Source organism: Inquilinus sp. YAF38, from assembly GCF_052113205.1.
In the GTDB taxonomy this organism is placed as follows: Bacteria; Pseudomonadota; Alphaproteobacteria; order DSM-16000; family Inquilinaceae; genus Inquilinus.
On record NZ_JBFRCU010000021.1, the window covers coordinates 38,007 to 52,753 of the forward strand.

A 14,747-nucleotide genomic window follows, 5' to 3' on the forward strand; every position below is an offset into this window, starting at 1 on the left:
GCAATATCCCTCGCGAGCCTGACCGCATGGCGCCACTCGATCTGCTCGACCAGACCACCAGCATCGCCCGGCTGATCGAGCTGGAGATCCGCAAGGCCATCGTCACCCTGGCGATGAAGCCCGGCGCGCCGCTGTCGGAGCAGGAGATCGCAGTTCGCTATGGGGTGTCGCGGCAGCCCGTGCGGGAGGCCTTCATCGCCCTCGCGCGATCCGGGCTGGTCGAGATTCTGCCGCGGCGCGGCACCTTCGTGGTCAAGATCTCGATCGAACGGATGCTGGAGGCCCGCTTCGTTCGCGAATCGCTGGAGAGCGCGGTGGTGCGGCGCGCCTGCGAGCGCTTCGACGCCCGGGTCCGCACCCGCATCGATTTCCACCTCGAGGCGCAGGAGCTGGCGGCATCGGCCGGCGAGCACTACGAATTCCAGCGCGCCGACGAGGCCTTCCATGCGGCAATCGCCGAGGGCGCTGGCTGCCCGTCGGCCTGGACCGTGATCGGGGACCTGAAGGCGCATATGGACCGCGTCTGCCATCTGACGCTGCCCTCGGCCTCATCGCTGCCGGGGCTGATCGAGCAGCATCGGGTAATCCTAGCGGCGATCGACCGGCGCGACCCGGACGGCGCCGAGGCGGCGCTGCGGGCGCATCTGTCGGAGATCCTGCGGGCCCTGCCGACGGTGCAGCGCGACCACCGCGACTTGTTCGCCTGATCAGTGCCGATCTGGCAGCACTCCTGCCGAGTTGCTGCTAACATATTGATTTTCCTACATATACCCTTGCCCGCACCGGAAATCCACATCACATTTCTTTCATAGACCCGCCCGTCAAGGCGGGCCTGCGGAAAGGGATGATGAAGGAATGACCGATCTGGAACGCCAGCTGCAGGGATACCGCCTGACCACGGCGGAGATCCTGTATCACTTGCCCGATCATCCGGGGCTGCTGCAGAGCTTCGTGTGGCAGAGACTCGACCTCGCCCCGCGCTTCCCGGAGCTGCACCGGTTCCTTGACTTCTGGAGCCACAATATCGAAGGCAGGCTGCACTCTGTCCGGGTCGCAGCGGCTGCTGTGGTCAAGCCGGCCGATCTGCGGCTCTGCGATGCCGAATTCCGGCTGCACTGAGATCAGGATGAAGAGGCAGGTCGGCGGCGGGGCCGTTTAAATGCCCCGCCGCCGCCCGTGACCTGGAGGGGGGATCCGGTCACGGGGTCCTGCATTACACGGCTTCGGCGGGGAGGGATTCCGCCGGGCCGCCGAGGCCCGCCGCTGGTGGGCGACCGAAGCCGCTCACGACCCAGCGCTGTTGGGGCCTCACCCCTCCTAACAATGCGATCCCGGATCGGTTCCCGGGAAATGTCGCTCCCCGCTCGCATCGCGCGACGCCCATGCGCCGGCCGCGGATGACGCCCGCAGCCCCATCTTGCTACCCTCCGCCGCGAAGTCAGGGAGAGGTCAGCGTGGACGGACATATGGCGGCGGGTCTTCTGGGCGGCATCCGCCCCGACATCGCGCGGCTGCCGGAAAGCGGCATCGTCGAGGTGGTCAATGCCGGGCGCGGCAAGCCCGGCCTGATCCCCCTCTGGGTCGGCGAAGGCGACCAGCCGACGCCGGCCTTCATCGGCGAGGCGGCCAACCGCGCCCTCCTGGAGGGTCAGACCTTCTACACCTGGCAGCGCGGCATCCCACCGCTGCGCGAGGCCCTGGCCGGCTATGTCGGCCGGATCGCCGGGGCCACGGTGCCGTCGGGCCGGATCTACGTCACGATCGGCGGCATGCAGGCGATCATGATGACCATGCAGGCGCTGGTCGGGCCAGGCGACGAGGTGGTCCTGCCCGCCCCGGTCTGGCCGAACATCTTCAGCGCCGTCGAAATCGCCGGCGGCCGCACCGTGCCGGTGCCGATCGGAGTCGAGAACGGCCATTGGCGGCTGGACCTGGACCGGCTGTTCGCCGCCTGCGGGCCGCGCACCCGCGCCCTGTTCCTGAACAGCCCGGGCAACCCGACCGGCTGGACGCTGACGGCGGAGGAGCAGAAGGCGATCCTCGACTTCTGCCGCGCCCGCGGCATCTGGATCGTCGCCGACGAGGTCTATGCCCGTTTCGTCTACGACCGGCCAGTGGCTACGTCCTTCCTGTCGATCGCCGCGCCGGAGGACCGGCTGGTGGTGGTCAACACCTTCTCCAAAAACTGGGCGATGACCGGCTGGCGCATCGGTTGGGTGGTGGCGTCGGAGGAGCTGGGCCAGGTCTATGAGAACCTGCAGCAGTTCAACACCTCGGGCGTGCCGACCTTCCTGCAGCATGGCGCGGTCGCCGCGATCGAACAGGGAGAATCTTTCATCCAGAGCCAGGTGGACCGCTGCCGCACCGCGCGCGACCTGGTGATCGGCCGGCTGTCGGAGTCGCCGCGAGTCCGGCTGACCCGCCCGGACGGCGCCTTCTACCTGTTCTTCCGGGTCGAGGGCGAGCCGGACAGCCGGGCCCTGGCGCTGCGCCTGCTGCACGAGGCCAATGTCGGCCTCGCCCCCGGCTCGGCCTTCGGGCCTGGCGGCGAGGGCCATCTGCGGCTGTGCTTCGCCGGGTCGGTCGAGCGGCTGCAGACCGCGATGGACCGCCTGCTGCCCGCGCTGTCGTGAGCAGGGGGAGGCCGTGAACCGGGTGCTGCTGCAGCGCCTCGTTCCCAACACCCTCGCGGCCGCGACCGAGGGCCGGCAGCGCGCCGATGTCGGCCCCTTCGCGCTGTTCGTCTCCGAGGCCAGCGACGACCCGATCCAGAGCTTCGCCGTGCCGGTCGCCCCCGCGTCGGACTGGCGGCCGGCGGTGGCCGAGCTGCAGCAGGCCTTCGATGCCGCCGGCCGGCGCTTCCGCATCGAGTTCTTCCGCGAGCTGCACCCCGCCTTGTCCCCGACGCTCTATGCCATGGGCTATGAGCGCGAAATGGAGGCGCCGCTGATGATCCTGCATCGCGACGCCTATCGGCCCACCCCGGACGGCCCGGCTCATCTGCTGGCAGCGGAGGACGAGGCGGCGCTCGACGGGCTGATGCTGGTCCAGCACGAAGCCTTCGACCAGCCACTGGACGCCGCCGGCGCAGCGGATTTCCGCGCCCGGCTGCGCCAGGGCCTGGCCCGCGGCAGCCGCCGGGCCGCCCTCGCCCAGCTTGATGGAATTCCCGCGGCGAGCGGGCTGTTGCTGATCGGCGGCGACACGGCCGAGCTGGCGGCGGTTGGGACCCGGCCGGCCTTCCGCCGCCGTGGACTGGCCGAAGCGGTGTGCCGTCGGCTGCTCGACGCCTATTTCGCCGGCGGCGACCTGGCCTGGCTGTCCGCCGCGGCGGGGGCGGAGCCGCTCTACGCCAGGCTGGGCTTCCGCCCGGTCGGCACTCAATTGAATTTCGGTATCCCGAGGACGGAATGACCAGGAAGAAGACGACGCGGCGACGGCGCCGGCCCGCCGATCCCATGGTCCGGATGGCCGAGATGGCCATCGCGGCCGGACAGACGATCGGTCACCGCAGCCGGATGATGGCGCAGGCCGCCGGCGATCCGGCAGCGCTGGGCCACCCCGAATTCACCCGCATGGTGGCCGAGAAGATGGCGGTCGCGGCCGAGACCGGGGCCGAGGTGGCGCGCCGGATCTCAGCGGCACAATGGGGCTGGGCCTCCTGGCTCGGTGCCCAGGCACAGCTGGGCGCCGCGGCATGGGCGGCCAACCCGGCGACGGCGTGGCAGCGCTGGCTGACGGCGAGCACGGGTCAGGCCGCGGATATCGGCCGGCGGCTGGCGACGGATGCGGCCGACCTGGCCGATGCCAGCCTGGCCCCGGCACACCGCGTCGTCTCCGCCAATGCCAAGCGCCTGGGCCGGCGGAAGCGTTAATCACCCGCCACCGCAAATGGAAATCTTGGATCCAACACAAGTTTCATAACGAATCGATTTCCCATCAGCGCAATTCGTCACCGAACCTTCATAGGAAACGTCTTGCGAAGACTGCTACGAGCATCCTGATTTCGGCGCTTCACGCGGCGAAACCCATTGAAACCGACATTGGGGGACAGGATGAATCGTGCAGGGAAGCGGCGCGCGCTGCGCGCCCTCGGTCTGGTCTCGGCCCTGGTTCTCGCCGCGGTCGCCACCGAGAACCGGGCCTGGGCCTGGGGCCACACCGGCCATGTCGAGATCGGCGCCGTGGTCGCGGACAGCCTGCCCTGGCAGATCAAGGCCATGCTGGACTGGCGGTCGGCCGATTCGGCCATCGCCGAATGGAATGCCGAGCTCGACGTCTCCAAGGGCGCCGGCCAGACCCACGACTTCGAACGGGACCCGGGCCACTACATCGACATCGACGATGCCGGCAAGGTGCTGGGGGGTGTCGACTTCGATGCGATGCCGGTGTCGCGCCGCGACTACGACACCGCGCTGCGCACCGGCGGCCAGACCCAGTACGGCGCCGGATACCTGTACTACAGCCTGATCGACGGCTGGCAGCAGATCCGCATGGATTTCGCCTGGATGCGGGCGCTGACCGTGGGCCTGCGCACCGCCTCGAACCGCGCCGACCGCGAGTTCTTCCAGGAGCAGTTGGATCTGCGGCGCCGGCTGCTGCTGCGCGATATCGGCGTGTGGGGCCATTACGTGGCCGATGGCAGCCAGCCGATGCACGTCTCGGTGCATTTCAACGGCTGGGGCAACTATCCGAACCCGAATAACTACACCAACGCCCCGATCCACGCGCCGTTCGAAGGCGCCTTCGTCAAGAGCTTCATCACCGAGCGGGCGGTCCGCGCCGCCCTGCCGCGCTATCGCGACTGCGGCTGCCAGATCGAGCAGCGCGTGCACGACTACCTGCTGACCACGCTGGGCACGGTCGAGCGGGCCTATCAGCTGGCGCCGTCGACCAGCAACTACACCACCCCGACCCCGGCGGCGGTCGGCTTCGTCACCCAGCGCGTCGCGGCCGGGGCGGCCGAGCTGCGCGACATGGTGATCGACGCCTGGAAGTCGAGCGGCGACTGGACCGTCGGCTACCCGGCGATCAAGGTCTCGGACATCGAATCCGGCAAGGTCAAGGTGACCCGCGACTCGTTCTGGCACGACTGATATTTGGGTCCAGCGGCGCGGCCGTCGCGCCGCTGGACAAATCCCTGGCGCCATGGATTGCTGGCCGCTCGCACAAGGAGCCGTCGCCATGTCGCTCGACCTTTGGTTCGCCTTCCTGCTCGCCGCCTTCGTGGTCCTGATCATCCCGGGCCCGACCGTCACCCTGGTGCTGTCCTACGCGCTCGGCCGCGGCCGGTCGCATGCCTGGTGGATCGTCGCCGGCGTCGCGCTGGGCGATCTGACGGCAATGACGCTGTCGATGCTGGGGCTGGGCGCCCTGCTGGCGGCCTCGGCCGGCGCCTTCACCGTGCTGAAATGGATCGGCGCCGCCTATCTGGTCTATCTCGGCGTCAAGCTGTGGCGGGCCGCGCCCAAGACGGACGGCCTGGAGGCGGCGGATGCCGGCCGGTCGCCCCGCGCCATGCTGCTGCATGCCTTCGCCGTCACCGCGCTGAACCCGAAGAGCATCGTCTTCTTCGTCGCCTTCCTGCCGCAGTTCGTGCATCCGGAGGCGCCGCTGCTGCCGCAGATGGTGGTGCTGGAGGGCACCTTCGTCACCCTCGCCGCGCTGAACGCCGCCGCCTATGCCTGGATCGGCGCCCGGCTGCGCGACACCATCGGCAAGCCGTCGGTGCTGCGCATGATCAACCGGGCCGGGGCCGGCGTGCTGGTCGCCGCCGGCTTCGCCACCGCCGCCTGGAACCGGGCGAGCTAGCCGGCCAGCCCGTCGGCACCGCGGACCGCGCCGACGGTCACGCCGCGCCGGGTCTTGATCTCCGGCGCCAGCCAGCGGCCGGCGATCTCCGGGTCGGCGTCGTCCAGCGCGCCGATCCGCTTCAGGATCGCGGCCATGGCGACATTCGCCGCCCGCTCCGCCCCGTCCTCGATCTTCAGCGCGACGCCGAGCCCATACTCCGGCAGGGCGGCGCAGAACACGCCCTCGGCCCCGACCTTGGTCATCACCCGGCCGCGGCAGGCCTGCATGATCTCGGTGTCGAAGCGGCCGGTGCCGGCCACCAGGAAGGGCTGCGCCGCCCAGGCCTTGCGGATCCGCAGCACCGCGTCGCGGCGCTTTTCCGGCAGGTCGGCGGGGTCGGCGATCCGGGCCATGGCGAAGGCCAAGCCTTCCAGCGGGACGGCGATGGTCGGGATCGAGCAGCCGTCGGCCGCCCAGGCCGCATCGCCGAGGCCGCAGCCGGTCATCTGCTCGAGCACGCCGAGGATGCGCTGCTGCACCGGGTGGTCGTAGCGGATGTAGCCCTTGGTCTTCTCGCCGAGATGGACCGCGGTGGTCAGGAAGCCGGTGTGCTTGCCGGAGCAGTTGTTGTGCAGGGTCGTGGGATGCTCATGGCTGCACACCAGCGCATGGGCCGAGCCCTCGTGGAACGGCAGATGGGTGCCGCATTCGAGGTCGGATTCGGACAGGCCGATCTTCGCCAGCCAGGCCGCCACCCGCTCGACATGGCCTGGCTCGCCGCCATGCGAGGCGCAGGCCAGGGCCAGCTCCTCGTCGCCCAGGCCGAAGTCATCGGCGGCGCCGCTCTCGACCAGCGGGATCGCCTGCAGCGACTTGATCGCCGAGCGGGCATAGACCGGCCGGCCGATATCGCCCCAACGGCCGTGCACCCCGCCGCTGCGGTCGACGATCAGGGCGCTGCCGCGATGCCGGCTCTCCACCACCGAGCCGCGGGTGACCTCGACCAGGATTGGTGCGCCGTCGCCGGCAAGATCGGCGGTGCCGGCGGCATGGCTGTGGTCGTGCCCGTGAGTGTGATCGTGATGGTCGGTCATGGTCGTCTCGGCAAATGGAGCGGGGCCGCTTCCGGCGCGCACCTTGCCCTCCCGCCATTCGCGGGGCAAGTTCGCCGGAATAGACGATGGAGCCGGACGGCACGGACGGGATCGGATGAAAGGCTATTTCGCGATCGGCTGCGAAGGCATCAGCAAGCCGATGAATGTGGGCGCCCTGCTGCGCACCGGCCATGCCTTCGGCGCGGCGTTCTGCTTCACCGTGGCGCCGGTGACCGAGGAGGTCGATTTCGGCTGGAGCGACACGTCGAGCGCCGCCGGCACCGTGCCGCTCTACACTTATCCCGACGTCGCCTCCCTGATCCTGCCGCAGGGCTGCACGCTGGTCGGGATCGAGCTGATGGCCGAGTCCGTCGCCCTGCCGAGCTTCCGCCATCCGCGCCGAGCGGTCTATGTGCTGGGATCGGAGCGCGGCGGCCTGTCGCCGGAGATGGTGGCGCGCTGCGACCACATCGTGCAGATCCCGACCCGCTTCTCGCTGAACCTGTCGCTGGCCGGCGCGCTGGTGATGTACGACCGGATGATCTCGCTCGGCCGCTTCGCCCCGCGGCCGATCATGCCGGGCGGCCCGACCGAGGAGCTGCCGCCTCATGTACATGGGGCCCCGAAGGTGGCAGAGGGCTGATCGACCGAGGTCGCCGACGGCATCAGCGCGGCGGCGCCGGATCCGGCGACATCTCCAGCGTCCGCGTGTTCTGGAACGATAGGGGCGGTCGTTTCAGGATGCGAGGGACATGGCAAAGCGCCGGAGAAAGGCTCGACTCGAACGCCGGATCGCAGACCACGGCGTGATCGGTAACCTGTTCACCATGGCGCTCGTCGCGCTCGACGGCACCATCGATTATCTCTGCTGGCCCGACTTCGACAGCCCGAGCCTGTTCGCCGCCTTGCTGGACCATGACGAGGGCGGCGCCTTTGAGCTGGCTCCGGAGATCGACGGCGCCCGCGTGCTTCAGACCTACCTGCCGGAGAGCAATGTGTTGGTGACCCGCTGGCTGGGGAAGGAGGCCAGCGCCGAGGTCACCGACCTGATGACCGCGTCCCGCGAGGACGACGAATGGGTCTTCCGGCTGATCCGCCGCATCCGGGTCACCCGCGGCACGGTCCGGCTGCGGCTGCGCTGCGCCCCGCGCTTCGACTATGCCCGGCACAAGCCGAAGGTGACGGTGCGCAAGGGCGAGGCCGTGTTCTCGGCCGCGCCGGGGCCTGTCCTGCGGCTGTGGGGTCCGGTCCGCTTCTCCCGGCGCAAGGCCGGGGCCGAGGCCACCTTCACCCTCGAGGCCGACGAGGCGCTGGACCTGGTGCTGGACGAGGCCGGCACCGGGAAGCCGGACGCCGACGCGCTGGAGCGCATCGTCGCCGAGAGCGTCTGCGATTGGCAGGCCTGGGCCGCCAAATCGAGCTACAAGGGGCGATGGCGGGACGCCGTCACCCGCTCTGCCCTCGTGCTGAAGCTGATGACATCGCGCCGTCATGGGTCGATCGCGGCCGCCGCAACCTTCGGCCTGCCCGAGACACCGGGCGGGCTGCGAAACTGGGACTATCGGGCGACCTGGGTCCGCGACGCCTCCTTCACCGTCTACGCCCTGATGCGCCTGGGCTATCAGGACGAGGCGATGGCCTTCACGCGCTGGGTCGCCGATCGCGCGGCCGACTGCCCGGACGGCCGGCTGCAGGTGATGTACGCCATGGACGGCGGCATCGTGCAGCAGGAGACGGCGCTGCCGCATCTTGCCGGCCATGGCGGCGCCCGGCCGGTGCGGATCGGCAACGACGCGGCCGGCCAGCTGCAGCTCGACATCTACGGCGCCCTGCTCGATTCGATCTATCTCAGCAACAAGTACGGCGACGCCATCTCCCACGCCGACTGGCATGGTGTGCGCGGCGTCGTCGACTATGTCTGCGCCCATTGGCAGCGGCCGGACGCAGGCATCTGGGAGATGCGCAGCGCGCCGATCGAGCATCTGCATTCCCGGCTGATGTGCTGGGTCGCGGTCGACCGGGCCATCCGGCTGGCCAGCAAACGGTCGCTGAGCGCGCCCTTCGAACGATGGCTCCGGGCGCGGAACGAGATCAGCGAGGACATCTGGAGCACCTTCTGGAACGACGAAGCCGGGCACTTCGTGCGCAGCAAGGGCGGCCGCGACCTGGACGGGGCGATGCTGATGATGCCGCTGGTGCGCTTCGTCGGGGCCACAGACCCGGCTTGGCTGGCCACGCTCGACGCCATCGGCGACCAGCTGGCCGATGACGGGCTGGTGATGCGCTACGACCGCGAGGACGGGCTGGACGGCAAGGAAGGGTCCTTCGCCGCCTGCGCCTTCTGGTATGTCGAGTGTCTGGCCCGTGCCGGCCGGGTGGAGCAGGCCCGCAACAATTTCGAAAAGCTGCTGCTGTACGGCAATCACCTGCAGCTCTATGCCGAGGAGTTCGACGTCCGCGCCGAGTTCCTGGGCAACTTCCCGCAGGCCCTGACCCATCTGGCCCTGATCAGCGCAGCCTTCACCCTGGACCGGGCGCTGGACGGCATGCAGGGAGAGCAGTGGCGGGCCTGAGCCTCGTCGGGGGCCGACGCCTATCCGCCGGTCGCCAGCAGCAACCGCACGGTCGAGGCCAGGGCGTCGGCGGCGTAGGGCTTGCGCAGGGTGGGCAGGTCGGCCGGCACCCCGTCCTCGATGCCGTAGCCGGTGGTGAACAGCACCTTGAGCGCCGGCCGCTCGCGCCGCACCTGGACGGCCAGCTCGGCGCCCGACATGCCCGGCAGGCCGACATCGGTGATCAGCAGGTCGAACTCGCCGCCGTCGAGCAGGCGCAGCGCTTCCGGCCCGTCCGCCGCCTCCGCGACGTCGAAGCCGCCATCGATCAGGGCCTCCACGGCGAGGAGACGCACCAACACGTCGTCCTCGACCAGCAACACACGTCCGCCACACATCAGTTGGTTGTTCGCTTCCTGCAATCCCGACCCGATTCATGGCGGCAAACCGGGCCGGGGGCAACCCTCCTTCACCGGCTCGTCAGTGGATCGTGGTTCCGGCCGGGACGGTGTGGGCAGCGGCCTCCGGCGGGGGCACCTGGCCGGCCACCGCCGGCAGCACGATGCCGCCATCCTGCAGGGCGTCCGCCACCGCGGCGAAGGGCCGGCCGCACAGCCGGGTGGCGGCCGGCGTCAGGATGGCGCGGGCCAGGAACGGCACCCACAGCGTCTCGCCCTGCTGGTGCAGCGCCACGACGTCGAGCAGCAGCCGCTCGTCCTCCGTCACCTGCCGGCAGCGCGGGCAGTTCACCTGGATGGTGCGGCCGGCGCCATTGGCGATGAAGCCCATCAGGTCGTCCACCGCCTCGGCCGCCGCCGGCGCGCCCTCGTTGCGGAAGGCGGTGCGCAGGTTGGCGAGCACGGGGATGCCGTGGCGATGGCCGGCGACCCAGGCACGCAGCGCCCACAGCACCAGCGTCTCGGCCCGGGTCAGCGGCGGTGCGCCGGCATCCTCGCAGTCATGCGCCTCGTCGCTCATGACAGCGCCGCCCGGACCAGGCCGAAGGACGGCAGGTTGGCCGGAATCGGAAGCGGCCGGGGCGGCGAGGCCGGCCGCTGCAGGATCATTCCCGCCTCCGCCAGCAGATCGCCGAGCTCGGCGCACAATCCGGCGGCGGCGCGGCAGGCGGCCGGCGACAGCATGCCGCGCAGCATCAGCGTGCCCGACACGCCGGACTGGCTGACCGCGACAAGATCCAGGATCCGGCGCTCATCCTCGGTGACAATGAAGGCGCATGGCACGCCGATCTGCACCCGCCGCTCGGCGCCGAAGCCGATGATGCGGGTCAGCAGGCCGACCCGCTCCGCCGCCGCCTCGGCGCCCACCTTGCGGAAGGCCAGCAGCACCGGATGGTCGGTCGGCGCCCCGGTCTTCAGCCCGACGACGCTGAGCCGAAGCGCCCACAGCACCAGCTGCTCGGCAAACGGCAGGGCGCGGCGGTCGCCCGGCTCGGTGATCTGGTCCTCGTCCATTCTGGACTCTCCGTGTCAACGGTCGACTTATTTGAGAACGATTATCAATCGCGAATCAAGCCCTCTTGTGTTCCGGTCGTAACCCGGTGCCGGACCGGACCGAACCGGGGGCAGGTTTCGCTTCAGGGACAGGACATGACCCGACCGCTCCTCGCCGGCCTGCTCGCCGTAACCGCGCTGTCCGCCGTCCCTGCCGTCGCCGCAGAGAGGCCGGTGGTGGTGGAGCTGTTCACCTCGCAGGGCTGCTCCTCCTGCCCACCCGCCGACGCGCTGCTGGCGACGCTGGCCGACCGGCCGGAGGTGCTGCCGCTGGCCTTCCATGTCGACTATTGGAACCGGCTGGGCTGGGTGGACCCGTTCTCGAGCGCCTGGGCCACGGCGCGGCAGGGCGCCTATGCCGCGCAGATGGGGTCGAGCCAGGTCTACACGCCGCAGGCGGTGGTCGATGGCGGCCGCGATGTCGTCGGCTCCGACCGGGCGGCGCTGGACACGGCGATTGCCGAGGCCCGATCCGACCCGTCGGTGCCGCTGACGCTGACCGTGTCGGATGCGGCGCTGCAGGTGGCGGTAGGCCCCGAAGCGCCGGCGGATGCGGTGCTGTGGCTGGTCGGCTTCGACGACCGGCACGACACGCCGGTGCGGCGGGGCGAGAATGCCGGCCGCACCCTGATCGACCGCAATGTCGTGCGCAGCCTGACCCGGCTGGACGGCTGGTCGCCTGGCGGCATGATCGCCGCGGCCCGGCCGGAGGGCGATCGGACGGCCGTGCTGCTGCAGGCCGCGGACGGCCGGATCCTGGGGGCGGCCCGGCTGTAGCGGGGCCCTCTGCTCAGCCGGCCTGGTTGGCCGGGCGCGGCGCGAACAGGCCGAACAGGCTGCGGTTCAGCAGGGTGCCCAGCCCGACCAGCAGCGCCACGGCGCCGCCATGCCAGATCAGCACCATCAGCGTCGCCTCGTCGCCATGGAACATCGAGACGCCGCAGGCCGACAGCGCAGCCGCGGCCAGCATCCCGCTGGCGATCGTGGGAACCGGGCGCACCGGCCCGGCAAGTCGCAGCATCGCCAGCAGCACCACCGACAGCGGGATGCTGATCAGCAGGATCGACCGGAAGCAGAAAAAGCTGACTCCGAGCGCGAAGCCCTCCGCCCCGTGACGCACCCAATCCGTCAGGCAGCCATAGCCGATCGAGAACAGCCAGAGCGCCACGCCGGGGAGAGGCAGCAGAGCCCAGGCGCGCGGCCGGTCCGGCAGGCTGATATGGAAGGCGGCAATGGCCGCGAGGATGCCGGTCAGCATCGAGCCCGCCCATTCCAGCTGGTAGTGGGTCTCGCCCATCTCCGCCATGAAATCGGGCCGTATGCCGAAGGCCGCAACCACGGTTCCGATCACCAGGGCAGCGACGGCCAGCCAGAACAGGGCCCGCAGCATCGGCGGCCGCAGCGGGCGCACGGGCTGTGCATCGGCAGCGAGCTGCGCGATCAGGTCCTCGGTGCGAGTGTGCCCCGTCTCCGTCATTTCGGTCCCAACGCCCCCTTCAGCGCCTTCAGCGCGCGATGCATCGCGACCTTCAGCGCCGGCACCGACGCGCCGCTGGCCGCCGACGCCTCCTTCAGCGACATGTCCTTCAGCTTCAGAAGCTCGACCGCCTGGCGCTGGCCCGGCGGCAGCTCCGCGATCGCGCGCCGCAGCGTGATCGAATCAGCCTCCATGCCCAACTCATTCGTTTCGGGGGCGGCAAAGGTTTCCTGGAATGGTTCGATCGTCGTCTCGCGGCCGGTGGTGCGGATCTGGATGCGCACCCGGTCGACGATCCGCCGCCGGGCGATCGCCACCAGCCAGGGCTGGAACGGCCGGGTCGGGTCATAGGTCCGGCGGATGCTGTGCAGGGTCAGCAGCACGTCCTGCACCGCGTCCTCGGCATCGGCTGGGCGGTGCAGCGACCGGCGGGCCAGCGCCCGCAGATAAGGGGTGATCTCGGTCAGCAGCCGGTGATAGGCGGCCCGGTCGCCGGCCTGCGCCGCGACCATCAGCGCCGACCAGCCGACGTCCCGCACCACGCCGGACCGGCTGTCCGCGTCGGGTGGGCTCATGACAGCGATCGGCGGGGCAATCCGGACATCGCCGCCGAGACTAGGGCCCCGGCCCATGCCAGGCGAGCTAATTTTCCGTCATATTTGAGACTGCGCTACCGGCTGCAGACGGCGGCCAGGTCGCGCAGGCGATCCTTCAGTTCGGGCGCCGCATCCGGCCGCAGCGCCAGCCACAGAGTCTGGGCCTTGAGCCCATCGACCATGCAGCCGCAATAGGCGTGACACCCCTCGGCACTGCCGCCCCGCTGCTCGCATTGCACTTGGCAGTCGATCAGCAGCGGCGCCGGGTCCGGCGGCGGCGACAGCATCGCCTGCGGGTCGCGGCCGAGCGCCATGCCGACCAGCAGCAGGAGGCCGATCAGCGCCGGCTGATGGATCAGATAGACGGCCAGGCTATGCCGCCCCACCCAGCGCAGCGGCCGGCCCAGGATGCCGCCGTCGACGCTGCCGCCCGGGACGTGGGCCCGCAGCCACCACCGGCCCGCGGCAATGCCCAGCAGCACCGGCCCAAACCAGGGGAACAGCGGCTCGTAGTCGTTGCTGCGCGGCGGCTGGGTGCCCAGCCCGGTCCACAGCAGCCAGGCATGATCGAACAGAGGCGAACGCCACAGGATCGGCAGCGCGATCACGGCCAGGCCGAGCACGAGATTCACCGGCGGCCGCAGCCGCAGGAACAGCAGGCCGAGGATGCTGGTGACCGCAATGCAGTGCAGGATACCGAAGAAGATGAACTCATCCGGGATCGCGAACCAGGTCGCAACCGTGACCGCGACGGCACCGGCCACCACCTTGTTCAGCCGGATCGCCCAGCGCCGCCAGTCGCGCCCCTGCACATGCCACAGCACCAAGCCGACGCCAACCAGGGCCAGGAAGCTGCCGGCGATCAGGTACCGCGCCGCGATCCAGCCGGCGCCGTCCGCCAGGTCCCAGTCGACGAAGCCGAAGAATCGCAGGTCCCAGGAGAAGTGGTAGAGCGCCATCGCCAGCAGCGCGAGGCCACGGAGCAGGTCGACGGCCGGCAGGCGGCCGGGGCGCGGGGAGTCCGACATCGGGTTCGGGCTAGCCCGGCCGCACGAACACGCCGTCCATGCCGATCAACCGGGCGGTGCGGCGGTTGAAGTAGCCGGGGATGAACAGCGCCGGCACGAAGCCGAGCTCGGCCATGTGCTGGATGGTGTCGCGATAGGACGGCTCGCCGTCATAGACCGGCACGATCGACAGCTCCATCTGCACCGCGGCGATGCGCGGCAGCACGCCGCGCGCGCCGTCCAACACCCGGCGCTCGGTGCCCTGGGTGTCGATCTTCAGCAGCACCCGATCGTCCGGCCGGGCGTGGCGGGGGAAGATCCGCTCCAGCCGCGCCTGCGACGCCACCTCGGTGCCGACATAGGCCGAACCATCGAGCAGATCCGCCATCTCCGCGGTGAAATCGAGCACCGAGCTCATGTCGCTCTCGCCCGACACCTGCAGCGTCACCGGCGTGTCGCCGTCGCCCAGCGCCAGCCGCGATTCGACCGTCCAGTCCGGATCGCCGGCGGCCGCCGCGGTCAGCGCGGCATGGGCGGCGGACAGCGGCTCGACCGAGACGATCCGCCCGGCATAGCCGCCGCGCCGCAGCCGCCGCGCGTATTGGCCGACATTGGCGCCGACGTCGAACACCAGGGTGATGCCCTGGTGCTCGAGCACCCGGACCAGGTTGCGCGTGTCCTTGGAGACCGGCTCGGGCGGAACGGTGTCGCTCATCG

18 protein-coding genes are annotated in these 14,747 nt (G+C 70.3%); 10 read left to right on the top strand and 8 right to left on the bottom strand.

Annotated features, from left to right (window positions below):
* Positions 1–26 precede the first annotated feature (26 nt).
* The 7 genes from AB4Z01_RS12120 (at position 27) to AB4Z01_RS12150 (ending at position 5,811) form a co-directional block, all read left to right on the top strand.
* Positions 27–707: a GntR family transcriptional regulator gene (locus AB4Z01_RS12120; protein ID WP_441693780.1), complete on the top strand. Its 681-nt coding sequence runs from the start codon at positions 27–29 to the stop codon at positions 705–707.
* Between the two features lie 148 nt (positions 708–855).
* Positions 856–1,119, top strand: a complete 264-nt coding sequence (locus AB4Z01_RS12125; RefSeq protein ID WP_441693783.1) for an usg protein — start codon at positions 856–858, stop codon at positions 1,117–1,119.
* A 347-nt stretch (positions 1,120–1,466) separates the two neighbouring features.
* The gene (locus tag AB4Z01_RS12130) at positions 1,467–2,633 is read left to right on the top strand and encodes a pyridoxal phosphate-dependent aminotransferase (protein ID WP_441693786.1); all 1,167 of its coding nucleotides are present in this window, start codon (positions 1,467–1,469) and stop codon (positions 2,631–2,633) included.
* 13 nt (positions 2,634–2,646) lie between these two features.
* Complete coding sequence (locus AB4Z01_RS12135; RefSeq protein ID WP_441693789.1) at positions 2,647–3,414, top strand: GNAT family N-acetyltransferase; 768 nt, start codon at positions 2,647–2,649, stop codon at positions 3,412–3,414.
* Positions 3,411–3,875, top strand: a complete 465-nt coding sequence (locus AB4Z01_RS12140) for a hypothetical protein (protein ID WP_441693792.1) — start codon at positions 3,411–3,413, stop codon at positions 3,873–3,875. Before AB4Z01_RS12135 ends, AB4Z01_RS12140 begins: the two co-directional genes overlap by 4 nt.
* 180 nt (positions 3,876–4,055) lie before the next feature.
* A complete protein-coding gene (locus tag AB4Z01_RS12145) occupies positions 4,056–5,096 on the top strand; it encodes a hypothetical protein (protein WP_441693795.1) in 1,041 nt (346 codons plus the stop codon).
* Positions 5,097–5,184: 88 nt separating this feature from the next.
* On the top strand, positions 5,185–5,811 hold the full coding sequence (locus AB4Z01_RS12150) for a LysE family translocator (protein ID WP_441693798.1): 627 nt from the start codon (positions 5,185–5,187) through the stop codon (positions 5,809–5,811).
* Here AB4Z01_RS12150 and AB4Z01_RS12155 read toward each other — a convergent pair.
* The gene (locus AB4Z01_RS12155; RefSeq protein ID WP_441693800.1) at positions 5,808–6,887 is read right to left on the bottom strand and encodes an asparaginase; all 1,080 of its coding nucleotides are present in this window, start codon (positions 6,885–6,887) and stop codon (positions 5,808–5,810) included. The genes AB4Z01_RS12150 and AB4Z01_RS12155 overlap by 4 nt on opposite strands.
* A gap of 115 nt (positions 6,888–7,002) precedes the next feature.
* Between AB4Z01_RS12155 and AB4Z01_RS12160 the strand changes: the two genes are divergently transcribed.
* Both AB4Z01_RS12160 and AB4Z01_RS12165 read left to right on the top strand, forming a co-directional pair.
* Positions 7,003–7,530, top strand: a complete 528-nt coding sequence (locus tag AB4Z01_RS12160; protein WP_441693803.1) for an RNA methyltransferase — start codon at positions 7,003–7,005, stop codon at positions 7,528–7,530.
* Positions 7,531–7,639: 109 nt separating this feature from the next.
* Positions 7,640–9,460, top strand: a complete 1,821-nt coding sequence (locus AB4Z01_RS12165; protein WP_441693805.1) for a glycoside hydrolase family 15 protein — start codon at positions 7,640–7,642, stop codon at positions 9,458–9,460.
* A 20-nt stretch (positions 9,461–9,480) separates the two neighbouring features.
* On the opposite strand, the gene AB4Z01_RS12170 is transcribed toward AB4Z01_RS12165, so the two are convergent.
* The 3 genes from AB4Z01_RS12170 to AB4Z01_RS12180 form a co-directional block, all read right to left on the bottom strand.
* Positions 9,481–9,837 carry a response regulator gene (locus tag AB4Z01_RS12170; protein ID WP_441693808.1) on the bottom strand — a complete coding sequence of 119 codons (357 nt, stop codon included), beginning with the start codon at positions 9,835–9,837 and terminating at the stop codon, positions 9,481–9,483.
* A gap of 82 nt (positions 9,838–9,919) precedes the next feature.
* On the bottom strand, positions 9,920–10,417 hold the full coding sequence (locus AB4Z01_RS12175) for a hypothetical protein (protein ID WP_441693811.1): 498 nt from the start codon (positions 10,415–10,417) through the stop codon (positions 9,920–9,922).
* Positions 10,414–10,911, bottom strand: coding sequence for a hypothetical protein (locus tag AB4Z01_RS12180; protein WP_441693813.1), 498 nt, complete (start codon positions 10,909–10,911; stop codon positions 10,414–10,416). The genes AB4Z01_RS12175 and AB4Z01_RS12180 overlap by 4 nt, the downstream gene beginning before the upstream one ends.
* 135 nt (positions 10,912–11,046) lie before the next feature.
* On the opposite strand from AB4Z01_RS12180, the gene AB4Z01_RS12185 reads away from it, so the two are divergent.
* Positions 11,047–11,727, top strand: a complete 681-nt coding sequence (locus tag AB4Z01_RS12185) for a DUF1223 domain-containing protein (RefSeq protein WP_441693815.1) — start codon at positions 11,047–11,049, stop codon at positions 11,725–11,727.
* 13 nt (positions 11,728–11,740) lie between these two features.
* Here AB4Z01_RS12185 and AB4Z01_RS12190 read toward each other — a convergent pair whose 3' ends face one another.
* From AB4Z01_RS12190 to AB4Z01_RS12205, 4 genes are all read right to left on the bottom strand, one after another.
* Positions 11,741–12,427, bottom strand: a complete 687-nt coding sequence (locus tag AB4Z01_RS12190; RefSeq protein ID WP_441693817.1) for an NrsF family protein — start codon at positions 12,425–12,427, stop codon at positions 11,741–11,743.
* Positions 12,424–13,002 carry a sigma-70 family RNA polymerase sigma factor gene (locus tag AB4Z01_RS12195; RefSeq protein WP_441693820.1) on the bottom strand — a complete coding sequence of 193 codons (579 nt, stop codon included), beginning with the start codon at positions 13,000–13,002 and terminating at the stop codon, positions 12,424–12,426. Before AB4Z01_RS12195 ends, AB4Z01_RS12190 begins: the two co-directional genes overlap by 4 nt.
* A gap of 95 nt (positions 13,003–13,097) precedes the next feature.
* Positions 13,098–14,051 carry a DUF1624 domain-containing protein gene (locus AB4Z01_RS12200; RefSeq protein WP_441693823.1) on the bottom strand — a complete coding sequence of 318 codons (954 nt, stop codon included), beginning with the start codon at positions 14,049–14,051 and terminating at the stop codon, positions 13,098–13,100.
* A 10-nt stretch (positions 14,052–14,061) separates the two neighbouring features.
* Positions 14,062–14,745 (bottom strand): FkbM family methyltransferase, encoded by a 684-nt coding sequence (locus AB4Z01_RS12205; protein WP_441693826.1) that lies wholly within the window; start codon positions 14,743–14,745, stop codon positions 14,062–14,064.
* Positions 14,746–14,747 lie beyond the last annotated feature (2 nt).